The organism is Alloprevotella sp. oral taxon 473 str. F0040 (assembly GCF_000318095.2).
GTDB lineage: Bacteria > Bacteroidota > Bacteroidia > Bacteroidales > Bacteroidaceae > Alloprevotella.
The window spans coordinates 264,277-288,709 of the sequence record NZ_KB290714.1; the positions used below are offsets into that span (position 1 = coordinate 264,277).

18 protein-coding genes are annotated in these 24,433 nt (G+C 48.5%); 5 read left to right on the top strand and 13 right to left on the bottom strand.

All coding sequences use genetic code 11. The features are described 5' to 3' along the window. Positions 1-130: 130 nt before the first annotated feature. The 7 genes from ybeY to HMPREF9999_RS10710 form a co-directional block, all read right to left on the bottom strand. Complete coding sequence (gene ybeY / locus HMPREF9999_RS03610) at positions 131-541, bottom strand: rRNA maturation RNase YbeY (protein WP_009437012.1); 411 nt, start codon at positions 539-541, stop codon at positions 131-133. A gap of 173 nt (positions 542-714) precedes the next feature. Further along, positions 715-1,761, bottom strand: coding sequence for a Holliday junction branch migration DNA helicase RuvB (gene ruvB, locus HMPREF9999_RS03615; RefSeq protein WP_009437013.1), 1,047 nt, complete (start codon positions 1,759-1,761; stop codon positions 715-717). A gap of 179 nt (positions 1,762-1,940) precedes the next feature. After that, a complete protein-coding gene (locus HMPREF9999_RS03620) occupies positions 1,941-2,903 on the bottom strand; it encodes a DNA/RNA non-specific endonuclease (protein WP_009437014.1) in 963 nt (320 codons plus the stop codon). Between the two features lie 167 nt (positions 2,904-3,070). Further along, positions 3,071-4,210: a carbohydrate binding domain-containing protein gene (locus HMPREF9999_RS03625; RefSeq protein ID WP_009437015.1), complete on the bottom strand. Its 1,140-nt coding sequence runs from the start codon at positions 4,208-4,210 to the stop codon at positions 3,071-3,073. Between the two features lie 41 nt (positions 4,211-4,251). After that, positions 4,252-5,238, bottom strand: coding sequence for a DUF5689 domain-containing protein (locus tag HMPREF9999_RS03630; RefSeq protein ID WP_009437016.1), 987 nt, complete (start codon positions 5,236-5,238; stop codon positions 4,252-4,254). A 13-nt stretch (positions 5,239-5,251) separates the two neighbouring features. Continuing rightward, positions 5,252-6,331 carry a hypothetical protein gene (locus tag HMPREF9999_RS10705; protein WP_009437017.1) on the bottom strand — a complete coding sequence of 360 codons (1,080 nt, stop codon included), beginning with the start codon at positions 6,329-6,331 and terminating at the stop codon, positions 5,252-5,254. Between the two features lie 60 nt (positions 6,332-6,391). Then, positions 6,392-7,981 (bottom strand): hypothetical protein, encoded by a 1,590-nt coding sequence (locus HMPREF9999_RS10710; protein WP_009437018.1) that lies wholly within the window; start codon positions 7,979-7,981, stop codon positions 6,392-6,394. A 282-nt stretch (positions 7,982-8,263) separates the two neighbouring features. Here HMPREF9999_RS10710 and HMPREF9999_RS03640 point away from each other — a divergent pair, with 282 nt between their 5' ends. From HMPREF9999_RS03640 to HMPREF9999_RS03655, 4 genes are all read left to right on the top strand, one after another. Beyond that, on the top strand, positions 8,264-9,403 hold the full coding sequence (locus HMPREF9999_RS03640) for an endonuclease/exonuclease/phosphatase family protein (protein WP_009437020.1): 1,140 nt from the start codon (positions 8,264-8,266) through the stop codon (positions 9,401-9,403). A gap of 173 nt (positions 9,404-9,576) precedes the next feature. Then, positions 9,577-10,941: a histidine--tRNA ligase gene (hisS, locus tag HMPREF9999_RS03645; RefSeq protein ID WP_009437021.1), complete on the top strand. Its 1,365-nt coding sequence runs from the start codon at positions 9,577-9,579 to the stop codon at positions 10,939-10,941. A gap of 70 nt (positions 10,942-11,011) precedes the next feature. Then, on the top strand, positions 11,012-12,127 hold the full coding sequence (gene prfB, locus HMPREF9999_RS03650; RefSeq protein WP_009437022.1) for a peptide chain release factor 2: 1,116 nt from the start codon (positions 11,012-11,014) through the stop codon (positions 12,125-12,127). Positions 12,128-12,296: 169 nt separating this feature from the next. Then, positions 12,297-12,776 carry a CYTH domain-containing protein gene (locus HMPREF9999_RS03655; RefSeq protein WP_009437024.1) on the top strand — a complete coding sequence of 160 codons (480 nt, stop codon included), beginning with the start codon at positions 12,297-12,299 and terminating at the stop codon, positions 12,774-12,776. A gap of 251 nt (positions 12,777-13,027) precedes the next feature. Here HMPREF9999_RS03655 and nrdG read toward each other — a convergent pair whose 3' ends face one another. The 4 genes from nrdG to kbl form a co-directional block, all read right to left on the bottom strand. Then, positions 13,028-13,498 (bottom strand): anaerobic ribonucleoside-triphosphate reductase activating protein, encoded by a 471-nt coding sequence (gene nrdG, locus HMPREF9999_RS03660; RefSeq protein WP_009437025.1) that lies wholly within the window; start codon positions 13,496-13,498, stop codon positions 13,028-13,030. Positions 13,499-13,690: 192 nt separating this feature from the next. Beyond that, positions 13,691-15,790: an anaerobic ribonucleoside-triphosphate reductase gene (gene nrdD / locus HMPREF9999_RS03665; RefSeq protein ID WP_009437027.1), complete on the bottom strand. Its 2,100-nt coding sequence runs from the start codon at positions 15,788-15,790 to the stop codon at positions 13,691-13,693. A 391-nt stretch (positions 15,791-16,181) separates the two neighbouring features. Continuing rightward, entirely contained in the window at positions 16,182-17,750 is a 1,569-nt protein-coding gene (locus HMPREF9999_RS03670; protein ID WP_052316474.1) for an oligosaccharide flippase family protein, read from the bottom strand. A gap of 344 nt (positions 17,751-18,094) precedes the next feature. Beyond that, complete coding sequence (gene kbl, locus HMPREF9999_RS03675) at positions 18,095-19,282, bottom strand: glycine C-acetyltransferase (protein ID WP_044063036.1); 1,188 nt, start codon at positions 19,280-19,282, stop codon at positions 18,095-18,097. Positions 19,283-19,619: 337 nt separating this feature from the next. On the opposite strand from kbl, the gene HMPREF9999_RS03680 reads away from it, so the two are divergent. Beyond that, positions 19,620-20,573, top strand: a complete 954-nt coding sequence (locus HMPREF9999_RS03680; protein WP_009437032.1) for an NAD-dependent epimerase/dehydratase family protein — start codon at positions 19,620-19,622, stop codon at positions 20,571-20,573. 103 nt (positions 20,574-20,676) lie between these two features. On the opposite strand, the gene HMPREF9999_RS03685 is transcribed toward HMPREF9999_RS03680, so the two are convergent. After that, on the bottom strand, positions 20,677-23,319 hold the full coding sequence (locus tag HMPREF9999_RS03685; RefSeq protein WP_009437033.1) for a hypothetical protein: 2,643 nt from the start codon (positions 23,317-23,319) through the stop codon (positions 20,677-20,679). Between the two features lie 6 nt (positions 23,320-23,325). Further along, complete coding sequence (locus tag HMPREF9999_RS03690) at positions 23,326-24,120, bottom strand: GLPGLI family protein (RefSeq protein ID WP_157049598.1); 795 nt, start codon at positions 24,118-24,120, stop codon at positions 23,326-23,328. Positions 24,121-24,433: the final 313 nt, after the last annotated feature.

Genomic DNA, 24,433 nt, shown 5'->3' on the forward strand with positions numbered 1-24,433 from the left:
CACGTTGCAAAGATACTGCCAACGGCGGACATAGCCAAGATGTTTTACGGATTTTCTAGCAGATGCTTTGCCTATTTGCTGCACTATGAGGGGAAGATACTACGCTTGCGTGTGTGCTTTCAGCCTATCCTTAGCGGAGGGCAAGGGCTGCATCTTCAGCAGCTTCCATGATTTCTCGCTCACCAGGGCCTTTGTCGTTGATGCCCACGAGGTGGAGCACGCCATGCACGAGCACGCGATGGAGTTCGTCGTCATAGTTTTTGCCCAGCATCTCGGCATTGGTGCGCACGGTGTCGAGGGAGATGTAGAGATCACCTGCCAGCACTGTGCCAGCACTATAGTCGAAGGTGATGATGTCGGTGTAGTAGTCGTGCTGGAGATACTGCCGATTGGTAGCGAGGATTTCCTCGTCGTTGCAGAAGATATAGTTGATTTCCCCTAGTCTGCGGTCGTGCTGCGCAGCGACACGGCGCAACCAGGCTTCTTCGGTGCGAAGGTCGAGCGTGGGAAGGGGAAGGGAAAGACTATTGAAAGTGATCATTGTGGGGAGTCAGACTTTAGACATTAGGGGGCGCAGACCTTTTTTTGCTCGCCGCGGTAAGCGTGGCTCGAGCTATTTAGACGTTAGACACCCTAGCGGTTCTGGTGCTTGTGGTATTTCTGTTCTTGCTTCTAGTCATTCGCGAACTTTCGGCTAGAGTTACAGCCACTTTGTTAGAACAACGTGGGTTCCGCTGCGGCTGGACTGCCATATTCAGGGGTGCGACCGAGGTGGATGTAGGCTTGTTCGGTGACTTCGCGTCCGCGAGGGGTGCGGCGGATAAAGCCTTCTTTGATGAGGAAGGGCTCATAGACTTCCTCCACGGTGCCAGCATCTTCCCCAATAGCCGTGGCGATGGTGCTGATGCCTACAGGGCCGCCCTTGAATTTGTCGATGATGGTGAGCAAAATCTTGTTGTCGATTTCGTCCAGGCCATACTTGTCGATGTTGAGTGCCTCGAGAGCATAGCGGGCTATGGGCACATCAATGCTGCCATTACCTTTGACTTGAGCAAAGTCGCGCACACGGCGCAAAAGAGCGTTGGCGATACGCGGAGTGCCACGCGAACGTCCTGCTATTTCTGCAGCAGCCTTGGGAACAATCATCACGCCCATCAGGTGTGCCGAACGTTGGATGATGTCTTTGAGTGTGGACGAATCGTAATACTCCAAGTGGAGATTGATGCCGAAACGTGCACGGAGGGGAGCGGTGAGCAGACCACTGCGTGTGGTAGCTCCCACGAGGGTGAAGGGGTTGAGGTCAATCTGTATGGAACGTGCCGCGGGACCTTTGTCGATCATGATGTCGATGCGGTAGTCTTCCATGGCAGAATAGAGATATTCCTCAACAACGGGCGAAAGACGATGGATTTCGTCGATGAACAAGACGTCATTCGGTTCGAGAGCGGTGAGCAATCCCGCCAAATCTCCAGGCTTGTCGAGCACAGGCCCAGAGGTGAGTTTGAATCCCACCTGTAGTTCGTTGGCAATGATGTTGGAGAGGGTGGTTTTGCCCAGCCCTGGAGGGCCATGCAATAAAGAGTGGTCGAGAGGTTCTCCACGACGGCGGGCGGCTTCTACGAAGATACGCAAGTTTTCCACCACCTTGGTCTGCCCCGTGAAATCGTCGAACGATAGGGGACGTAAGGCGTTTTCAAACTCGCGCTCGGTTACTGCCGGTGTATGTTGCTCTGATCGGATGTCGAAGGTGTCTTCTGTCATACTGCAAAGGTAATGATTTTTTGGGGGATAGGCACAAAAAGGGTGGTGCAATCGCACATGTTGGCGATGACACCACCCGAAAGAGTGAAGATTTGAAAGAACGGAACACGAAGACTCCTTAATGGTGATTACGCATCAAAAGGAGTTGGTGAATTGTTCTTCCTTTCGTATAGGTTTTGCTACAATCCCCAAGCTGAGAGAGTCAAGTTGTTTTCCACGCGCTGCTCCACATTGTCGGGAAGATTGTGGAAGAAGTTGATGCCAGTGAGCTTTTCCAGAGACGAAACACTCACGGCGTGTTTACCCATCTCCTTGGCTTTGCCTGTTTTACCATAATTTTTGTGTTCCATCCAGAAACCAATGCTGCTATATACACCATTTTTTACCTTGAGCAGTGCCATAAAATAGTGGTGAGGAATGGGCATTCTACCATTGGCAGCGTAGCCGTAGGACGAAAGTGGGGAGAGTGCGCCACCTTTCACCACGTAGAGGGTGTCGGCAAAGGAGGAACTGCGGCCTAAATCTTGTACGAGTGTTTCCAGCCCTGTCCAGTATTGCTGGTTGAAACTAGCTAGTTGCGGACTCATATTGCCCATGTAGAAGGTTTGGTCGTTGGCTTCTCGGGAGAAAAGGCGGTCGGCTGAGGCGACTAAATGGCCGTGGTCGTAGCCGCGTCCGAAAGAAAGGTCGCTCGGAATGGCCCATGCTGTGGGGAGTTTGGGGTCGCGCGGATACTGAGGTTTGATTTTGTAGTCCTTACGTCCCACGGCCTTTAGACGGGTCTGGGCATCAAAGCGAAAGGCAACCCAGCGCGAATGGAAAGACTGTGGGAGATAAGCGTAGGCATAGTTGAGGATGGAGTCGCGTCCATGAGGATTGATCACTCTGTGTACGATGAAGAGTTCGCCATTTTCTCCTGTGAGTGCAGGCATCTCTAAGCGTGCAGCATCGGCACGGCCTTGAGCATCTAGTTGTGGAGAAGGCTGAGGCGTGGGCTGGTCTGGAGTAGGATTGGGTTTTGGTTTGGGCTGGTCTGTGCCACCACCCCAGTTGATGTTGGGATTGTCTTCCTTTTCACAAGCGGTGAAGGTGAGACAGAGAGTGCAGAAGAGGGGAAGGATGAGACGAAAGTATCGAGTCATAGTTGAAGGGGTTGTGCTGTCCTGTGAAAATGTAGAGGAACTGGAGCGATTTCTGTAGTCTAAGTGCAGGTCGTGCCTAAGAAAAAGGCACGCAGGTGTGCCATAACATCAACTTTTAAGGTTGTTGCATGGCACATCTGCGTGAGAGTACGGGAGAAGAGGTGGAATTACTTCTTCATCAAAGTCGCGTTGTCAAGCAAGAATGCAGACTTACCTTTAGGAATCATTACTACGAGACTGAGTGTAGTAGTGGCTTTGAGATCGAAAGTGTAGCTCACGAGTGTCCATTCTGAGGTGGAAAGATTGTCGTGGTAGCCCTTTTCATAGATGTAACTCTTGCTGTCTGCCTTGCCATCCTTGACAGGTACATAACCCAAACGGCAAGAAGAACCTGCGGCTGTGCCACGTACATAGGCAGAGAAGGTGTAGGTGCCAGCCTCGAGAGTGAGGTCTGCTGAACCTAAACGCTTGTTGAACTTATCTTCTCCACTTACTTCTACAGAATACTTACCTTCTTGTGCAGTGGTGCTTTGTTTCAATGTGGCATTGCCTGAGCCAGAAGTAGGTGACCAGTGCTCGGGTTTTCCATCGACCCAAGTCTCAAAGTTGCCATTTTGTAAGGCTTTTGCTGTGCCTGGGTTTGCAGGATTGTCTGGTTTGGGCGTGTCGGGTTTAGGAGCTTGTGTAGCCTTACCAGTAGCGACGGTGAGATTCTTGATTTCCCAGGTAGAACCGCTTTCGGCATTGGTGTTGTAGCGGAAGGCGATGCGTACCTTTTTACCCATCCAGGCAGCAGGGATGTCGAGGTCTGCCTTGGTAAAGGTCTTCCAATCGCGGCCTTCTGTCCATTGTTGGTTGAGCAATGTCCAACCTTCAGCAGCCTTTTGAGCATCGTATTTGTCGGTGATCAAGAGTTGCTGATTCTCGTCGCCCTTGTTGTAGCGGAACACATACTCAAAAGCTATGTGTGCTTCCTTCACCTTCGTGAGGTCGATTTCAGGGCTTACAAGGTAGTAAGTGCCGGCAGTAGTCTTCTTCGTTGCATTGTCGTAGCCCGAAGCCTTGGCTGTTTTGAAGTCAATCTTCCATTCACCTGCCCCTGCTGTGGTCACTGTAGTGAAAGCACCGAGTGAAGTGCTGAAACTCTCGCTCAGGAGCGTTCCGTCTTGTGGCGTGGTGGGGTTTGTAGGATTGGTTGGGTTTGTGGGCTGGTCAGGCTTCACATAAGGAGCTTCCACCTTGGAACAAGCTGTGAAAGCGAGGCTGCATGCAGCGATAGCAACCAGGAACAGTGCGTTCTTTTTCATGTTTATAAGAGGTATTGAGGGTTATGATGTTGGAAGATGAACTATTTGATGTCTTTGACATCGCGGAGTTGCAACTGCCAACCTGTATAATAGGTCATGACACCGGTATAGGTCTTTGCTACTTCTGGAATCGGAAGGAAGGAAATAGCATTGCGCACGGAGGTGCGGAGGGAGAGGCTCACGGGATTGCTAGAATCTTGTGGCAGAAGCTGGAGAGGACGATCCACTCCAAAACCTGCATCATAGAGTTCTTTAGGGGCAAAAATCTTAGGTAGAGGTTCTTTTTTACCAGAGAGTTGTCCTGTAGCAGCCTTGTTTTTCTCTGCACCCATCACGTCAGTGGCAATACCTCGCACAGACACGAGCATAGGATTAACAAGGTAGGATTGGTTGGCTCGATTGCTCAACCATTCCACACCCTCTTCAGAGGTGAAATCTCGCGGGGTAAGTTCAGGAGCCTGAGGGTTGGGGGTACCTACCAAGGTGATGTTGGTGGCCACATCATCCAAAAACATAGGACCGAGTCGGAGATTGCCACTTGAGGTGTAGTAAGGACGTCCCACTTTAGGAGTCTTGCTGTAGTTGCCGATATAGAGATTCTTGAGGTTTACTCGAATGCGCTGCCCAAGTGGGAAGTAAGGATAGAGTTGAGAACTCTTAACACCTAGAGAAATGCACTGGTCATCGAGCTCTCCAGCCTTAGAACCAATGTGGCGTACGATGAGGGTTTGGTAGAGATTACCCGAAATGTCGTTGGCCACTACCACACCTTCAAAGAGGAGGTCTTCATTGACTTGTTTGAAAGTGTTGTTCTGGGTAAGCACAGAGCTAAACTTCTGTTTTACACTCAAAATATTAGTGTTGGCAGCTGGTAGCGATTGTGCTGTGATTTGAGGATGATGGGTAGCATCTTGGTTGTCTACACAGGCTGTGAAAGAAAGCACCATAGTAACGATGGAGCAAATGAGTGCTGCCATGCGAAACGACTGCCTAGCGATGTGAGCGAAGGGAGCATATATGTGATTCATAATGAACTATGCTTTAGAATTTGAAACCGAGGTTGAGGAAGAAGTTGAAAGCATTGGCATAATAGTACTTGGAATTGCGAGAGAACTTATAAGCCTTGCCTTCGCCTTTGGTGTAGACACCGCCACTTTCTCTGTAGTAGAAGTCCGAACGGTTTTGCTCGTAGCCACCTGTGCGTAGGTTGCTATTGTTGTTGATGTTCTGAAGAGAGAGGTTGATGCTCAAACTGCGGCCGTGTTTCAAGCGGATGAAGCGACCAATAGAAGCATCAATCATGATGCCACCCTTAAACTTCTCTTGAGCAGCAGCATAGCTAGCTACTTCCTGGCCTTGTGCATCGAAGAGTACGCCTCCATCTCGTTTCACATCAGCTTGCGCCACATCGAAGGCAGGGCGTCCTGCTCCGTCTGTGCCAGTAGCGGTGTAGAAGTGTCCATCGCCAGCATACGTGCTGTTGAGGCGACGATAGGGAGAAAAGTCTACATAAACTCGGTCATAATAGTTGGCCGAAGCCTCAAAGAACCACTGACCGAGGTTGTAGCGTGCGCCAAAACTCAAAGCAGTGAGAGGAGTGTTGCCCACGCGCATGTCTTTGGCTATCACACGCAAGGGCATAGCCTGCTTGGTCACAGGGTTTACCACCGAATTGAGTTTTTCCAACTCTGCGGGATTCATACCCTCATAGCTCACTTGAGCATAAGGATTGTTGGTGTAGTAGGCATCGCCCACTGAGGCCAATACTTGGAAAGAGAGGTTGGTCGTAGCTTGCCAGTTGAGGGCTGCCTCCACTCCGTAGTGCAACTTCTCCACATTGCTCATGGTGAGATAAGTGAAGGTAGATTGTTGGTCGTTGTAGAAAGCTGTTTGTTCCACCTGTCGGCCGAAGCGTGCATAGTATCCACTCACTTTACCGACCACATTGCCAAAACGGAAAGCATAGCTAAGGTCAGCGTCATAAATATCCTCGTTAGTGAGATTATTGACAAAGTTGTTTTGTGCGCGTGGAGCGACAAAAGCGTTGCGTGAGAGAGGAGCTTGAGAAGCGGCACTGAGTCCAAGCGCGAATCGGTGATTGCGTGTGAGGTAGTAGGCCAATTCAGCCTTACCACCGCCACCTAGGAATTGTGCATTGCCACTCTTACCGGAGCTATTATTCTAATAGCGACCATTCTCCATCAAGCCTTCACGTTCCATCGTAGTGCCATCCACATGACCGCTCAAGTGCATTGTCCAATGGAGCGTAGAATATTGGTATTGTCCCCAAAGGTTGGCCTTGCGCACATTGATGTTGTAGTCATAACCAAAGCGGTCTCCCTTTTGGATCTGTCGATTTGGATGACGAAGGTCATTTTGTGCTTCAGGAGACTGCGCTCCATAGTCGTTCACCGCAAATTTATCGATGTCGGTGTAGCGTTCGCCGCCCAAAAGATCCGCCATCGTCTTGTAGTGCATGCCGTGAGTGCTGTTGAGCTGAACACCAAGGGCAACCTTCTGACGGGCATTGATTGTATGGTTGAGCGTACTGCTCAGTGCAAATACATTCTGATCATTGTGACGACGTTCTTGATAGTAGAGAGCATCTCCGCCAATTGCGTTCTGCTGACGATTCACGAAGTACATCTCGTCCCAATTTACCTGACGTGCAGCTTTACTGCCCGTCCAGCGGTTGTAAAGCAGCTGCCATTGCTCATAGAGGAAGGGTTCTTCGTCTACATTATGCTCCACACCTTGCTTCGTGCTGCGGCTGTCTTTCCACACGTTGCCCACACTCGAAGGAAGGTTCTTGTAGTAGTCTGGACGTGGGTCGGCAGCATTGCCATTCCAGCCTAGGGCTGTGTTGCTATACATATTATAGGTGTGCCCGATGCTGGTGGTCAAGCGCGAAGTGTGCTTGTCATTTTCCCAGTCCCAAGTCAAAATCGTGGTGGGTGAAAAGGCATGTACTATGCGGCTGTTGCGCACTTCTCCTCCCTGGTAGCCCCAGTTGGGGTTGTAGTAGTGCGAATTAGCCAGCCAATAAGCCTCTTCTGTCGAAGCACCTTGTTGAGCACGGTCAGTGGGTGCACCATAGGTGACGAGAGAGAGTGAGTGATTAGCGTTGAAACGCTTTTCTGCAGCCAAGAAATATGCAGCAGAGTTGTAGTAAGTACCCTCGATATATCCGCGAGTGGCTCCGCGATAGCCCACACTAGCTGCCCATGCCCAACCATTATTATTTAGTCCAGAAGCATAGGTGAAGAGTGCGCGACCGACATAGCTGCGATTAGCAGCAGAGAGAGAAATCTTGCGACCTTGTGCAAACTGCGAGGCACGTGTGTTGTAGCTCTGACCACCTCCGATGCCTACCACGCCAAAGGTGGCAAACTCATAGGGATCTACACCTTCGCGGTTGCGGGTGGCATCGTTCAAACCTCCGAGCGAAGCATAGTTGAAGCGTCCCATCTCCACATCGTTGAGGAGCAGACCATTCATGTAAGTCTGTGCATAACGATTGTCGTAGGCACGAACGCGGAAACGCATCGGGCTAAAGCGGAATCCCACCTCGCTAAGGAAGGGATCGTTTTTAGCCACGATGGAAGACACCGCTTGCGAGGTGTTTACTTCGTCGTCAAGTTGTGATTCTGTGAAAGTGAAATCAGCATTATCATCATGTCCACTGATGGAGTCAGTGACCGCTGATTGAGCAAAACTTGTAGCGCCAGCCACGCACCATGCACTCACTAGCAGGAATACTCCTTTTTTCATATAATTGGGGAGGATAAATTGTGAGGTTTGTCTATACGTTTTCGTGAGAACTTATCACCTTTCAGGTCATATCTCAAGTAAAAGCTGCAAAGAGCAGCAAAATAGCATAGGGCAAAGATAGAAAAAAAAGCAATATCCGCCGTCACTCCGTACTGATTTCGCACCTTTAGCAGGCGTTTTTTAATGTTTCCTCATATTTTCAGCAATTTCGCAGCCTGCAAAAGGCGTGTGTTCCAACAATCTTCCGTAATTTTGCTGCGTAAACTATCCCTTTACTTCACAATGAAGCAATTTATATTGGCTCTTTTTGTCCTCATCTTTGCAGGGCAACTCAGCTCCGCAGCACAAAAGAAGGTGCTCTATGGAGTGGCTTTCTACAATGTGGAAAACCTGTTTGACACCACCCATGATCCTGGTAAGAACGACCACGAGTTTCTGCCCACGGGTTCCTACCAATGGACAGAACAAAAGTATCAATCTAAGCTCCGCAATATGGCACAGGTCATCAGCGAACTGTGCACAGAAATGGGAACTACCAAGTGCCCTGCGGGTGCTGCCGTAGTTGGATTGAGCGAAGTGGAGAACGAACACGTGCTCCGCGACCTTTTACAACAACCCTCATTGGTGAATCGTGGCTACAAAGCCATTCATTTTGAAGGTCCTGACCGTCGTGGCATTGATGTGGCTTTGCTCTACAACCCCAAGGCGTTTCAAGTGGAAAGCGCGATGCTCGTGCCTTTCGTTTATCGCGATTCATTGCAGCCCAATGTAGATTTAGGTTTCTATCAAGGAGCTGATGGGAAAATTCAGCCCTATTCCAATAAGAATGGTGAACTCATTGGCGATACCACCTATATCACCCGCGGTTTCCTCACCGTCGGTGGTCGTCTAGGGGGTGAGAAGTTCTATTTTATTGTCAATCACTGGCCTTCTCGTGGTGCGCAAAGTCCTGTGCGTGAACGTGCGGGCTACCAAGTGCGCAAGTTGAAAGAAGCCCTTTTGACACAAGATCCTGGTGCGCGCATCGTCATCATGGGCGACCTCAACGATGACCCCAACAATGCCTCTGTAGATGCACCCGAATCGCTCGGAGCGAAGCACAAGGAGTCGGACATCACTTCGCCCGATGATTTGTACAATCCTTGGTGGGATATGCTCTATCATAAAGGTATCGGCACACTCCACTATCGTGGCAAGTGGAATCTCTTCGATCAAATTATCTTCTCTGCAGGCCTTCTCGACAAGTCTCAGCCTGAACGTTTGCATCTGCTCACCCATGCTGTGTTCTCGCGCGACTATCTTCTTCAGCAGGAAGGTAAATATAAGGGAACTCCTAAGCGCACCACCGCTGGTGGCGTATGGATCAATGGCTACTCCGACCACCTTCCCACGCAAATTTTCTTGGTGAAAGACGTGAAGTAAATCGCCATTATTTCTAGCTCTTTGGTGAATCATGAGCTGCATAAGGCTCGTCTTCGTCCGAGTGATTGGCTAGAATTTCAATATACTGCAAGAGCACGATGGAGTAGGAAGGCATGCACTTTTCACTTCGCTCTTCTAACTTTTAATTTAATAGTCCAAGGCCTACATATATTATGGCACAGAAACCCTCGGTACCCAAAGGAACCCGCGATTTCGGCTTTGTCGAGATGGCGCGTCGCAACTATATTTTTGACACCATTCGTAGTGTCTATCGTCTCTACGGCTTCTCTCAAATCGAAACTCCAGCTATGGAGAATCTTTCCACCCTGATGGGTAAGTATGGAGAAGAAGGTGATAAACTCCTCTTTAAGATTCTCAATAGCGGTGACTTCACGCGTTCTGTTTCTACTGAGCAATATGAAGCTGACTCCGCAGCAGCTCTCGCTGCCAAGTTTTGTGAGAAAGGTTTGCGCTATGATCTCACCGTACCTTTCGCACGCTATGTGGTGCAACATCGCGAGGAACTCCAACTCCCCTTCAAGCGTTTCCAAATCCAACCCGTATGGCGCGCCGATCGTCCGCAGAAAGGCCGTTATCGTGAGTTTTATCAGTGTGATGCCGACGTAGTGGGTAGCGACTCCCTTCTCAATGAAGTCGAATTGATGCAGATAGTGGATGAAGTGTTCACGCGTTTCGGCATCCGTGTTGCCATCAAAATCAATAACCGCAAGCTCCTCACGGGTATCGCAGAAGTCCTAGGTGCGGCAGATAAAATCATAGATATTACCGTAGCCATCGACAAACTCGACAAAATCGGCCTCGACAAGGTGAATGAAGAATTGATGGCTGCCGGACTTTCTGCCGAACAAGTGGAAACGCTCCAGCCCATCATTTCCCTCTCTGGTACGAATGCGGAGAAAATCGCTACCATGCGCCAGGTGTTAGCTGCGAGCGAAGTGGGCTTGAAGGGGTGCGATGAACTCGAGTTTGTGCTCAATACACTGGGTGATTCTTTGAAGAATGTCCTCGAACTCGACCTCACCCTTGCTCGTGGTCTGAACTACTACACTGGTTGCATCTTTGAGGTGAAGGCCCTCGATGTAGAAATTGGTTCTATCACGGGTGGTGGTCGCTACGACAACCTCACTGGTATCTTCGGCCTTCCTGGCCTTTCCGGTGTGGGCATCTCTTTTGGTGCCGACCGCATCTACGATGTGCTTAATCAGCTTGAACTCTATCCTGCAACCACCGCAGCAAGTGTCGACCTCCTCTTCATCAATTTCGGTGAGAAGGAAGCTGCGCACTGCTTGAAGTGGGCACGCGCCACTCGCGAAGCAGGCATCTCCACCGAGGTGTTCCCCGATGCAACGAAGATGAAGAAGCAGATGAACTATGCCAACGCTCGTCAAATCCCCTTCGTCGCTCTCGTGGGAGAAAGCGAAATGGAGCAGAATCTCATCGCGCTCAAGAATATGACTACGGGCGAACAGCAACAGGTGTCGCTCGAACAACTGATTCAGCTCATCCAAGCTCAATAATTTAAAACCTAATCTTTGTCGCTGCAAGGGGAAACTCTCCTTTGCAGCGACAATTGGCACAAGATATTGCATGATCACTGCAGAACAACTCAAAGCCCTCCAAGACCGTGTGGAGCAGCTCCACCGCTATCTCGACATCGAAGCTAAGACGATGCAGCTTGCCGAGGAGCAGATTCGCACCCAAGACCCTTCGTTTTGGGACGACCGCGCTCGCGCTGAGGAACAAATGAAGCTCGTGAAAGGGCTAGAAAAATGGATCAATGGCTATAAAGAAGCCAAGTCTATGACAGACGAATTGCAGTTGGCCTTCGAGTTCTACAAAGACGAGATGGTGACTGAGGAGGAAGTGGATGAGGCCTACACCCGTGCGCTGACGTCTATCGAAGATTTGGAGTTGAAGAATATGCTTCGCCAAGAGGAAGATGCGATGTCGTGCGTCGTAAAAATCAATTCCGGTGCAGGCGGCACGGAGGCGCAAGACTGGGCTTCTATGCTCATGCGCATGTATCTCCGTTATGCTGAGGCGAATGGCTACAAAACTACTATTGCCAACCTTCAAGATGGCGATGAAGCAGGCATCAAGACTGTGACTTTCGAGGTGGAAGGCGATATGGCTTATGGCTTCCTCAAGAGCGAAAACGGAGTGCATCGCTTGGTGCGTGTGAGTCCTTATAATGCTCAGGGCAAGCGCATGACTTCCTTTGCCTCTGTATTTGTGACTCCTTTGGTGGATGACACGATAGAAGTTTATGTGGATCCTTCCAAAATCAGCTGGGACCTCTTCCGCTCAGGTGGAGCTGGTGGACAGAATGTGAACAAGGTGGAGACTGGTGTGCGTTTGCGCTACCAATATGTAGATCCTGATACAGGCGAAGAGGAAGAAATCCTCATCGAAAACACGGAAAGCCGTAAGCAGCTAGAAAACCGTGAGAATGCGATGCGTTTGCTTCGTTCTCAACTCTACGACCGCGAACTGCAAAAGCGCAAGGCAGCGCAAGCTAAGATTGAAGCTGGTAAGAAGAAAATCGAATGGGGTTCGCAAATTCGCTCCTATGTCTTCGATGATCGCCGTGTGAAAGACCACCGCACAAACTTCCAAACTTCGGATGTGAATGGAGTGATGGATGGCAAAATCGACGGTTTCATCAAGGCCTACCTCATGGAATTTGCAGAGAATCCAGAATAATAGGCTACTGCTCCTTCATCGTCACATCTATTGCGGATGATTGTCGAGAAGGAGCGGTTTGTTTCGTGGAATAAACGCCCTCTTGCGTACGCATGCGCGCGATGTAAAAGGTAAGCGGTTTCTCTCTCATTCTGTCCCTTTCTTTTTGACTACATGATTATTTCTGCTTATGGCTCTCGAAATAGAACGTAAATTCTTAGTCGTTGGCGACTATCAGTCCGCTGCTACTCACCAAGTGCGTATTACACAAGGTTATCTTTCGGTAGATACGGGCCGTACCGTGCGCATCCGTCGTTGGGGAGATAGTGGTTTTCTCACTATCAAAGGCGCTTCCACAGACAATGGTCTTTCGCGCTTGGAGTGGGAAAAAGAAATCACCCTTGAAGAAGTGGAACTACTCCTTCCTTTATGTCTGCCGGGTATCATCGACAAGACGCGTTGGCTTGTGCCGTGTGGCGATTTTACCTTTGAAGTAGATGAGTTCCATGGGGATAATGCTGGTTTGGTGGTGGCAGAAATCGAACTTCCCTCAGTGGATGTCACCTTTGAAAAGCCCGAATGGCTCGGGCCAGAAGTGACTGGCGACAGACGTTACTATAACAGCCAGCTCACTAAATCCCCTTATTGCACATGGCAAACAAAGGAGTAGTCATAGGCGAATAGTTACGCGTAGGAGGCCTTCTCTGAGGAGGGTACATCTTGTGTGGATTATATTGTCTCAACTGACTCTTTTAGTAATGAAGATTCAAACAAGCGATGCTTGAAGATCAGGTCTGGATGAGGATTCCAGATACCTACCTCTTCAAGCATCGCTTGTTGTTTTGTCTATCTTTCTATTGGAGGGTGTGGAGTCGTGAATGAAAAGACCATCTTCCGCCATCCACATAGGGAAACTTATTCTCATTTCTTCCAAAAGCGGTGGGTGATGTCTTCGCTTTCACCATCTTCGTCATAGCGATACAATCGCTGATTGGTGGAAGGGCTGCTCAAAGGGCCTAATTCGGCGCGCCAAGCTCCTATCTTGACGTAGGTGGGAGGAGTATATTCCGAGAAGAAAAGAGGCAGTTGGTCGCGACCACTGTACCATCCTGTGTGGAGGTGGGGATATTCTTCACGAATCGTGGCTAGGAGTTCCAAAACACTTCGTGGATCGTTGTCTCCTCCCATGAGCGAAAGACACGTGATGGTTGTACCATAGTGTTCGGCTAAGGCGCGCAGACGATCGAGGGTGAGTTCTTCTCCATTGTCTCCCCAAAGATAAGTGCTGTGGCAGCCAGGACAAGCGCATGGGCAGCGGGATAGGTTGATGGCAAGGGTGACTTCGTCGGGAAATTCTTGGAAAACGATGTCGTGATTGACGTATTTGAGCATCTGATTATTGGGAAGTCAAAGGAAAAAGATATCTACAGGAAGGAAGATACCCTTAATCGGATGGAAGTATATCTGAGACTAAGGGAAAATCGTCCTACAAAATAAGCCACGCTCTACCATAGCGTGGCTTATTGATTGAGATTTGGCTAGATCATTATGAGATGAAATAGAGAAGCATTGCACGCTGGCAACTTACTTCTTGGGCATCACTGCATAATATCTGCGTTCTGCTTCGCGCTGGCGGTCGATGGAGAAGTTTGACACGCGCTTCAGATAGCCGATGATGCGTGTGAGATAGTCTACATCTTGGCTCTCGCAGTGAGGGCACTTCGAGAGATAACGCTTGTCGATGTGTCCGCAGCTGTTGCAGAGCGTGTTGGGGATGTTGAACGTGAAATAATTGCAGCCCTCTTGTGCGGCAACGCGGAGAAGATGACGATATTGCGCCTGTGAAAGATGTTCCTCGAGGTTGCAGTGTAGCGCACTTCCACCCGTGAGGTGGTCGATGTAGCGACGGCCGTGGAGACGGAACTTCTCGATGGGGTCGATGTTCTTGTTTTCAACTACATAGAAGTAGCTGTTGTAGCAATCGCGAGGCACATAGTAGCCATCCTCGCGATCCCAACGGGCATGTTTCACGCCTACGTTTTCGGCAGGAATCATTTCGCAGTTGAAGAGCAAGTCTTTAGAGCGATATTTCTTGTTGTAATGTTCGATGAGCGAGAGGATGCGTTCCACAAAGTTGGCATATTCTTCGTTGTCGCTGATGGTGATGCCCAAACTTTCTGCAGCTTCTACAATGCCGTTCACGCCAATGGTGAGGTATTGACGTTTAATGTTGATGTAGCCAGCATCGAAGAGAGGGAGCAAGCCACGTTCGCGCATCCAGTCGAGATTGGCGTTGTAGGCCATCTGCACCTTGTGCATGAGGTCGATGATGCTGTCGAGATATTCCACATAGTCGCGACCCTCACGTGTAGCTTGTTGTACGCAGCGGTTGATATTCACCGTGAGCACAGACTTAGAACCTGTGCTTACACCGCCTGCTCCGAGGGAGTAGGAGAAACCGTTGTCTTGGATTTCATTGCGCAGACGGCAGCAGCTCGCGAGAGAGTCGGCGTTGTCACTCATGTAGGTGAAGAAGGAATGTCCCTTCGCATACATTTCTGCGGTGAAATCGCCATATTCTTTGTCTATCACATCGCCATCTTTGCAGAGCAAGGCCATTGTTTCCACGGGGAAGGTCAAAACAGTCTTCGTGCGCTCGGCATTAAACCAGTTCATGAAACGTTTTTGCAACCATGAAAGAGGTTCCCACTGTGGGCGAGAGCCATCGGGGAAGATAAATTCTCCGAAGAGCGATTCAAAATAAGGACGGTCGTAGTAGGAGATGTTCCAGAACACCGACTGGAAGTTGCGTGCGCCTGTGGGTTGGTTGATGGAGTAGACGATTTGTTCAAAACAGTCGGTGATGACCTTGTCGAGGGTGCGCTGGCGTTTAGAGAGGTCTACCACCTCATCTGCGCGGAGATGGTAGTTTTCACCATATTCCTTCTCAAGGAAGTGGCTCATGTACATCAAAAACTCCACAGTAGCAATTGCACCACTGAGCATAGAGCTCACGATGAAGACCATGTTGATGAATCCACCGCAGAAAGATTTCAGATTGGTAGGCGCAGAGGAGTTGCCACCGATGGACTTCGTGCCGTTGAGCAACCAAGGGTACATCGTGATAGAGGCACAATAGTTTGCCAAAGACGTTTCGTCGTTCTTGTAAATAAAGTGGTGGTTGAGCAAATCAAGGTAGCGATCGGCTGCTTCCTTGCCATACATGTCTTTGAGGCGGTCGCAGAGTAAACGACGGTTCAGACGAATAAAGTCGCCCTTGGGGATTTCGCCGATGAGTGTCGCCAAGTTTTTGTTCTCTACATTGGCGTTAGAGTCGAACTTTGAGCCAGTGGCAGCATTCGCCGCGTTGCAGTAGTCCACCAAGAAGCGGAGCTTTTGCAGTGTTTGGCGATCTTCGGTGTGTTGGTTGCGATAGACGATAAAGGCTTTTGCTGTAGCAAAGAATCCTTCCGCCATGAGTGCCATTTCCACCTGGTTCTGAATTTCCTCCACACTCATATTTTCGGTAAAGAGCAATCGACGGATGAGCCCCTCCATTTGTGTGGCACTGAGTGAAGTGCCTGTGGCAGCGGCTGCTTTGAGAATTGCGTTCTTGATTTTGTCGAGTGAGAAAGCCTCAGGCTTTCCATTACGCTTCGTGATGGTGTGAGGGAGTGAGTACATGGCAGGAGAGGGGGATTGGGGTTAGGTGAGATTGGTTTTATACGGAACGAAGGCAGCAATACGACCATTTAGCCGTAGTTATTGCGTTCTAAGAAATCTGTGATGAAAAATCTGTGGATAGAATTTCCTCGTTGCGTGGATTTTCATGGCAAAAGTAAGAGGATTTTTTTACATGTCCAATTATTTTGAAGACAATTTTCGGATTATTTTTCGGCATATTTTGGAAGTGCTTAATAATCAGTGTGTTTTCAAAATGGAAAACTTTTCTCACTACTTTATTTTCTTTTGCTGTTGAAAATCAGTGTGTTATGATTTTATTTGGAAAACTTTAGATTTAAGGTTTGGATATTTGTGTGTAGTAATGGGTAACTTTGTCGTGCTCGATTGAAAATTAATATTTCTTGCGAAAGCGTGCAAGGAATCTAGAGAAAAGGCTTGTAGATTCGAGAAGGAAGCGCAGGGAATAGCACAACGAAATCGCAAAAAATAGTGTTCCAAAGCCATATCGAACTACGTAGTTTTCGTGTCCTAGTGAAAACCATCCTCCCAAAAGTAGAAAACTCTGGGTGAGCGTACGACGAAGGGTTGCTTTATCCATCGAAAAGCCAAATTGGTGAGCGTAGACCACCCAAGCAACGATGAGGTAAAGCAAATCGGCCAAAGAGAGTGCTGCTCCTGCTCCGGTGAAGCTCCATAGTGAGTAGCATACCGCCATGAGCGTGACAAAAAATAAGGTGTAGCTGCTCTCAACTAGCAGATATAGCCGGCTGCGTGCATGAGCCAGCGCAAGATAGCCTATGGGTACAGCAATGGCTTTGAAAAAGAGATAAGGTAGTGCCCAGTGCGCCATAGTCACCGCTGTGGCAAAATCCGAAGTATAGAGTAGGCGCACCAGCCAAGGCAATGTAGCGGCAAAGAGGAGAATGCTAGGAGTGGCCAACTGCACCAGCACATCAATCTGTCGATTGACTGCGACATTTTGATGCGAACGTTCTAGGGTTGCCGCGGACAGACGAGGGAAGTAATCTGCATCCATAGCTCTGAAGAGCAAGCGCGAATAAGAAACGGTGACTGCAAAGCCAGCAGCATAGATCCCCACAGCTTCGAGACGTTGTAGAGGTTCGCTATTCGGCGAAAACTGCATGATAATCATGCGTACCAACCATTCTCCCCCCATCATGATAAAGCCTGCAATGGCGTAAGCAAGTCCGAGATGTATGAAGCGCCAGCCCCTTTTTAAGAAAGACCATGAGCGCAATCGTATACGGTAGCTTACGGCGCGATGGCTCATGCGAAGTGTGAGCAGCAGTTGTGCTAGGGAGGAAAGGCATAAAGCAGGGAGAACACCCGATAGCCCCCACAGTACATAAGCAGTGGTGGTGATGAGCAGCGTGGTCACAGCTGTGAGGAGTGAAAGCAATGCGATGCTCTTCACACGTCCCACCCCTTTGAGTATGGCCATTTCACCGCCACTCAGCGTGCTGCAAGCCACGATGGGAGCCACAGCTGCGATGGTGAGCACGTTGCGCCAATCATCCCACAAGAAAGCTGAGAGTAGTGGAGCAAAGAAGAGTGTGATGAAAAAGCCTAAACATGCTGCCAGCAGAGTCCAGCTGCGCACCAATGTAGAGAAATGCTCGATGGCGCGCGTGTGGCCTAAACGATGCAGTCGTGCTAAATGTTGCACTGCACTAAACGATAGGCCAAGATTGGTGCTTGCTCCTAGAAACTCAGCAGTGCGATTATAGTTATCGATGAGTCCCATACCAGCAAGTCCCAAGAGCACGGCGGTAATTTTATTGCGTACAATTGCAATGAGCGCGTAAATCACTTGCACACCACCAAAAAGTCCCGTATACTTGAGTACACGAGCGATAGAGGCTTCCTCATGACGATTCTTGTTATCTTCATGATCTTGAGCAACCTCGTTGCGATCTTGGGAAGTGGAGTTGGGCATCATCTGATTTTGGGAAGTTATCGAGCTGAACGGAGCAAGGAAGTCTCGACTGAGAAATAGCATTCAGCCCAGCAACTAAACGGTTACTGGGCTGAATAATTATAGTAAATGAGAAGAAAAATCGTTCTTCTCAGTGTAGAAAGTGATTGTTTACCCCAAATTGGTCATTAGATCCTGAACAGATTTTATTTGATTGTTGAGCAGATGCTTTGTCGTTGGCTCGAAGGCGTAGCGGGCTACGTCGAGGACGAATGATAAACAAGATGCCAACAAGAAAATAAAAGATGACAGGAAGTTATCTTCTCAATATCGAGCTGCACTATAACGGTCTAATGACCGATTGGGGTTTACTTCAACACACCGAGTTCTTTGCCCACCTTTACGAAAGCCTCGATGCAGCGATCAAGATGTTCGCGAGTGTGACCAGCAGAGATTTGTACTCTGATGCGCGCTTCGCCCTTGGGCACTACTGGATAGTAGAAACCAGTCACGTAGATGCCTTCATCTTGCAAACGTGCAGCGTAGTCTTGTGAAAGTTTCGCATCATAGAGCATCACAGCGCAGATAGCACTTTGTGTAGGTTTGATGTCGAAGCCAGCGGCCAACATCTTTGTACGGAAATACTCCACATTTTCTACGAGGCGGTCGTGAATCTCATTGCTTTCATCGAGTATCTTAAACATTTCGATGCCCGCACCCACCACTGAAGGGGGAATAGAGTTAGAGAAGAGGTAAGGACGGCTGCGTTGGCGGAGCATGTCGATAATCTCTTGGCGTGCTGTAGTGAAACCACCCACAGCACCACCGAAAGCTTTACCGAGTGTACCTGTGTAGATGTCTACACGTCCGTAAGTGTTGAAGAATTCAGAAACACCACGACCAGTAGCACCAACGACACCGGCAGAGTGACTTTCGTCTACCATCACCAGCGCGTCATACTTTTCTGCGAGATCGCAAATTTTGTCGATGGGAGCCACGTTGCCGTCCATAGAGAACACACCATCAGTCACGATGATACGGAAGCGTTGCTCTTGTGCAGCTTGCAATTGGCGTTCGAGATCTTCCATATCTGCGTTGGCATAACGATAACGCTTAGCCTTGCAAAGGCGCACACCATCAATGATAGAAGCATGGTTGAGGGCGTCGGAGATGATGGCATCTTCTGCTGTGAGCAGAGGTTCAAACACACCACCGTTTGCATCGAAGCAAGCAGCATAGAGGATAGCATCGTCTGTCTTGAAGAAACGTGAGATAGCCGCTTCAAGCTCCTTGTGCATATCTTGCGTACCGCAGATAAAACGCACAGAAGACATGCCATAACCACGGGCATCCATAGCATCCTTTGCCGCTTGGATGAGGCGAGGATGATTGGAAAGGCCAAGATAGTTGTTGGCACAGAAGTTGAGCACTGTCTTTCCGCCCACGTTGATCTCGGCTTGTTGAGGACCTTCGATGAGACGTTCGTTCTTGTAGAGGCCAGCTTCGCGGATGGCAGCTAGCTCAGATTGGAGGTGTTGCTGAAATTTACCGTACATAGTTTGAGATTGGGCGGAACACTCCGTCACATTGGTTGATTGAATGATGTGACAAAGGTAATGAAAATCTCTAGATATCGCCCCCTCTTCCTGGGAAAATCTTGCATGTATCCTATTTTTGCCAAAGAAAAGAAGGAATATATTGCATAAAAGTTGCATATTTCCTAAGAATGAGCGGATTTCTGAAAAAAAATGCCGTATTTTCTTTTGAATATTTATGGGCAATCTGTAACTTTGCCTTTGCAAAAATGAAATATGCTCATCCTTTCTGCGCTCTTTAAGGCAGAAAGCACGACAATATCTCACACTTCTCATATTTTATCACAAATAAGTCTCAATGAAAAAGATTTTGGTCATTGGTGCCACTGGGCAAATCGGCTCTGAACTCACCATGAAACTACGCAGCATTTACGGTAATGATGCTGTGGTGTGTGGCTACATCAAGGGTGCTGAGCCCAAAGGTGTACTCCTCGAATCAGGCCCTGCTGCCATTTGCGACGTCACTGACGCTGCTTGTTTGGATGCGGTAGTGAAGAAGTATGAGATTGATGCAATGTTCAACCTTGCCGCCCTGCTTTCTGTAGTGGCCGAAGGCAAACCCCAGTTGGCTTGGAAGATTGGCGTAGATGGCCTTTGGAACGTGCTCGAAGTAGCGCGCCAAAACGGTTGCTCTGTCTTCACTCCCTCTTCCATTGCTTGCTTTGGCCCTGAGACCCCTGCTGATAACACTCCACAAGACACCATCCAGCGTCCACGTAGCATTTACGGAGTCACTAAGGTGACCACTGAGCTGCTCTCCGACTACTATTTCCGCAAGTATGGCGTAGACACTCGTTCAGTGCGTTTCCCAGGCCTAATCTCCTACGTCACCCCTCCTGGAGGCGGCACCACAGACTATGCAGTTGATATCTACTATTCTGCTGTGAAGGGCGAAAAGTTCATCTGCCCCATCGGTGCTGGCACCTACATGGACATGATGTACATGCCCGATGCTTTGAATGCTTGCGTACAACTCATGGAAGCCAACCCCGATCGTCTCATTCACCGCAATAGCTTCAACATCGCAGCCATGAGCTTTGAACCTAACCAAATCCTCGCTGCCATCCAAAAGCAAGTGCCAGGCTTTGAAATGGAATACCAAGTGGATGCGCTCAAGCAATCTATTGCTAACTCATGGCCTAACAGCCTCGACGATTCTGCCGCTCGTGCAGAGTGGGACTGGAAACCTCAGTTCGACCTCGACACCATGACCACAGATATGCTTAAGAATCTCCGCGCCAAATTAGGCTAAAGGTTACTTCAGCTTTTTTCTGTTGAAATACGACAACGCAGCTCCTTTTGGGGGCTGCGTTGTGTGCATTATAGGAGATTGATTTTTAAGTTTTCGGCTTTGCCTAAAGATTGATGTGAGCAGTGAGGGTGATGGACAATGGACGGAGATGATAAATCGTGTGAACTTCTTCTAGTTCCTCGAGCGAATGCGTGATCAATGAGCGCGTGTTAGAGAGATTATCCCCATTGAGATGTAGTTCTATTGACTTAGATAGTTTAAATTTCAGTTCCCCTCCTATAAAATAAAAGTCTTTCTGCTCAGTTCCTAAATGATTGTTATGTGTATGACTGATATGTAGCTTTAGAAACATGCGCGAAGGCCAAAGCCTCAGATGGAGGTGTGCGCGTTGTTCTAAATCACTAGTAGTGAAGGTGTGGAGAGTAGCCTTTGAACGATGGTGTTGCCATGTGGCATTGTAGTCCATACGGCAGCCATTGAAGAGGTCAAAACTGAGCGCACCTCTCAGTGCATAATGGGTGGTGTGGTAGGTGAGGAGCGATGATTGCCGCAGCATTCCCCTTTCTCCTCGACCAGCAGTAGCTGATAGTTCGCATTGAAGCGTTTGCCAATCTATATCTTTGCGCCCATAAGCCGTAATTGAGTATTGATGGCTATGATTAGGACTGTAGGCAGCTTCAACCACCGTATGCGCCTGCGCATCTAAGGTAGTGCCATAGGCGATGTTGCTCCACATGCGATTCCAATTGCCCTTAAGATGTGCAAAGAAACCGTTGAAAAGATCTTTATAAGCCATGTCAAACTGTGCACTCGCCTTGTGGTTGTCATGGAGTAGTGCACGATAGCGAGACAAATTTTTGTAATTCTGCATCACATTGGCCGTCAATAATCTATCCCAACTCGTTTCTTGCGCAGCATAGTCTGCTTTAGCGTTGAGAGTCGTCTCGTTTGTAATCTTCCATAATAATGACCATGAAGGAAGACACCTCGCTTGTAGACGATGAGCATCAGTGGTTTCTTCGACAATCTGGCTATTGTCTAAAGCTGTGTAGTGAAAGGTAAAGGGAAGTTTCAGCGTAGATTGAAAACTCCCTTTGGTGTAGTTGACCACTGGGCCAACACCCACGATAGCCTGTATGTGAGTCAAGTGTCCATTAGGAGCGATGAGCGCATCGGGGTGTGATAGAGAAGTGGTGGCTGTCGTATAGGTTGCATCAAAATGCGCCGTCCCAGACAATGTCCAATTTTGGGTGCGGAGGTTTTGTAGTAGTTCCACCTTGTTTGACGTGGAAATTGTGGTTAAATCCACGTCCTGTCTTGCCCGCATGTCGCCACCGATGGTGAGTGCCTGAGGAGATGATGAAAAGCTCTGGGTGGAGTTCCATTCAAATCCTCCTCCCTTAGAGGTGCGATGCACCCAGCGTGTGCGATTGAGCAGCCCTAGTGATCGATAGTGCAGAGCTTGTTGGATAGCCGTAGCCTTCGGAGTCCCTAATGATAGTGGTACAGACTTTCTATTCTCAGATAGAATCTCCCCTTTCCCTTCTTCCCATTGTCCGAAAATGGAGAGCGAATTATTGAGATAGTGGCGTTGGAGATTCTTCTCGTAGGTGAGTTGTAAATCAGCCGTATGTGTGTGCGTGCGGTCGGCTATGTTTTCACGGAGCAACAACTGTGAGGCATCAGGCAATAGATAACGAGTTTGTGCGAAAGAGCTTCCTCTCGATAGGTTGTAGCCATAATTGAAATTATATTTTATAGTTGCACTGTCTGTGAGCTTTGCCAGATTGTTGAGATGTAGCCCATGTTGGTAGCCCAACCAGCTATTACCGATGGCTGGAGTTGCGTGTTTCACCAAATCCATCATGTGCCGGTTAGTGTTAGCTGAAATCCCATAGTGCACTAATGCAGCATTGAGTCCATGCCCCATGTTGTCGCCGCTGTATTGCAAGAGGTGTTGCTGAGCTTTGCCAAAGTACATAGCTCGTGCGGTTCCCTTCCATAGCAGTCCCTCACCGTAAACACCGCTCCCTACTTCGACCGATTGGCTCCAAATGCCTTTGGCCTTATTCTTGAGCTTTAGATTGATGGCAGCATTGGCAGAGGGCATTTGATCTCGTAGAGCATGGGCATGTTCGTGATTCTCCAACACTTGTACCGTGGCCACATCTTCCGCCTTGATGCTCTGTGTAGCAAGGTTATAGCGACCTTGCAGCATATCTAGATTTTCAATGTAGAAATGGTTGATGGGAGTGCCTTGATATTTTATATTGCCATTGTCTTCTATGGTGATGCCTGGCAGCTTGCGGAGTACATCAGCAATAGTTCGATCATAGTCCTTGAGATAAGCCGAAACTAGATAGTTGAGGGTATCTCTATTGCTCCACATTTTTTGCGATCTCACCACAGCTTCTCGCAACTTGATGTCTTCTTTCTCGACTGAAAAATCGAAAGTTTGTGTTTGGTTTTTAATGGGAGATAGCTGCCTCTTAATGCCAAATCCTGTCACCTTAATCAAGAGCTCACTAAGCGAGGTTGTCGTTTGTAGTTGATAGTAGCCTAGTTTGTTGGTCATTGCATAGGCTACTACCGAAGAGTCGGAAGGTTGAAGCAGAGCCACGATGCTTCCTTCCACAGGAGTTTTTCCGCAGCGCACAATCCCCTTTATACTTGTGGGGAGGGACTGAGCAAAAGCTGTGAATTGACTTAAAGTCAAGAGCATCGCCAACAAGAGTCTTTGCATCATGCCTAATCAGAAGTCTAATGGTTGAAATTGGGCAGGTTTCATGTCTATGGGCAAAGTACCTATCATCATAGTACCATTCATAACCGTAACACTTTCTATTTCTTCTGCTTTGATGTAGTAAGCTGGGTTACTAAGATAATTCGGGTTGCCAAACAATCGATTGCGCAGTTTGACAAATTTGTTGCGCCCACATTTGATGCTGCGTTCTGGCACAATATAGCTCACCTTTTCCTTGACAGCCTCTACCTTGCGACACTCAAAATGATGAATACCATCGTCCGACACAGCCCGTAAAATCAATCCTGGTAGACCTTGGAGTCGCCAAGGCCCAAAATGGCTGGGGAGTTGCTCAGTAAACCATGCCACCCACTTTCTTCCACCATATTGGGCTTCTGCTTTTTGGCAGATGTAGCCGCAAACCGTGTCGCGATCAGTAAGAAGCTGCCACTTCATGGATGGCATCTTTTCAGTAGTAAGATATTGATAAGGAGGAATAGTTTCCACTGAGGTTATTTGCCCTTGTGGGTAGTTTTGCCAAGTGGTGGGTACATACAGCAATTGTTCGCTTTTGTCGTTTTCACTCTTGTGCCGCTTGTAGCCCATGGTGCAAGCCAGGTGTTGAGCTATTTGGGTCGTAATCCCATATTTCACTTCGACTTTTCTTCCCTGGGCGTTGAGGGTATGACAGGTATAGTCATAGTCTGCCACCAGTAGAGTATGCGCTATGCTATCTTGAGATTGTCCATGAATCCATAAGGAAAAGATGAAGTTGATAGCCAAAAAGATGAGTTTCTTTTTCATGATAGATGGATTTTTCAGAAAGGTCGTTTTTTGGGGGGATTCCCCATTAAGGAGTACAATAAGTAGTGCCGATTTGTGGCTTTTTAAAAAAGTCTCCAAGGCAAAGATAATCATTTCAGCTTAAATAATGATTGTCTTGCTCTTTTTTTAGAAAGAACAGCGCAGAAGGTCTAGGTGGAGAGGCTAAGGGACACCATCATAGTTGGTAGAATTTCTCGAAGCATGGCATCAAACTGTTGGAGAAAATGAAAAAGTTCTCCTAGTTTTTAGAGATTTTCTCCCACGAAATTTCAAAAGTCTCCGACGTTTTGGA

What these genes read in the sequence shown, in the direction of transcription:
- ybeY (WP_009437012.1), bottom strand. Translation starts at nt 541, where the DNA reads ATGATCACTTTCAATAGTCTTTCCCTTCCCCTTCCCACGCTCGACCTT.
- ruvB (WP_009437013.1), bottom strand. Translation starts at nt 1,761, where the DNA reads ATGACAGAAGACACCTTCGACATCCGATCAGAGCAACATACACCGGCA.
- HMPREF9999_RS03620 (WP_009437014.1), bottom strand. Translation starts at nt 2,903, where the DNA reads ATGACTCGATACTTTCGTCTCATCCTTCCCCTCTTCTGCACTCTCTGT.
- HMPREF9999_RS03625 (WP_009437015.1), bottom strand. Translation starts at nt 4,210, where the DNA reads ATGAAAAAGAACGCACTGTTCCTGGTTGCTATCGCTGCATGCAGCCTC.
- HMPREF9999_RS03630 (WP_009437016.1), bottom strand. Translation starts at nt 5,238, where the DNA reads ATGAATCACATATATGCTCCCTTCGCTCACATCGCTAGGCAGTCGTTT.
- HMPREF9999_RS10710 (WP_009437018.1), bottom strand. Translation starts at nt 7,981, where the DNA reads ATGAAAAAAGGAGTATTCCTGCTAGTGAGTGCATGGTGCGTGGCTGGC.
- HMPREF9999_RS03640 (WP_009437020.1), top strand. Translation starts at nt 8,264, where the DNA reads ATGAAGCAATTTATATTGGCTCTTTTTGTCCTCATCTTTGCAGGGCAA.
- hisS (WP_009437021.1), top strand. Translation starts at nt 9,577, where the DNA reads ATGGCACAGAAACCCTCGGTACCCAAAGGAACCCGCGATTTCGGCTTT.
- prfB (WP_009437022.1), top strand. Translation starts at nt 11,012, where the DNA reads ATGATCACTGCAGAACAACTCAAAGCCCTCCAAGACCGTGTGGAGCAG.
- HMPREF9999_RS03655 (WP_009437024.1), top strand. Translation starts at nt 12,297, where the DNA reads ATGGCTCTCGAAATAGAACGTAAATTCTTAGTCGTTGGCGACTATCAG.
- nrdG (WP_009437025.1), bottom strand. Translation starts at nt 13,498, where the DNA reads ATGCTCAAATACGTCAATCACGACATCGTTTTCCAAGAATTTCCCGAC.
- nrdD (WP_009437027.1), bottom strand. Translation starts at nt 15,790, where the DNA reads ATGTACTCACTCCCTCACACCATCACGAAGCGTAATGGAAAGCCTGAG.
- HMPREF9999_RS03670 (WP_052316474.1), bottom strand. Translation starts at nt 17,750, where the DNA reads ATGATGCCCAACTCCACTTCCCAAGATCGCAACGAGGTTGCTCAAGAT.
- kbl (WP_044063036.1), bottom strand. Translation starts at nt 19,282, where the DNA reads ATGTACGGTAAATTTCAGCAACACCTCCAATCTGAGCTAGCTGCCATC.
- HMPREF9999_RS03680 (WP_009437032.1), top strand. Translation starts at nt 19,620, where the DNA reads ATGAAAAAGATTTTGGTCATTGGTGCCACTGGGCAAATCGGCTCTGAA.
- HMPREF9999_RS03685 (WP_009437033.1), bottom strand. Translation starts at nt 23,319, where the DNA reads ATGATGCAAAGACTCTTGTTGGCGATGCTCTTGACTTTAAGTCAATTC.
- HMPREF9999_RS03690 (WP_157049598.1), bottom strand. Translation starts at nt 24,120, where the DNA reads ATGAAAAAGAAACTCATCTTTTTGGCTATCAACTTCATCTTTTCCTTA.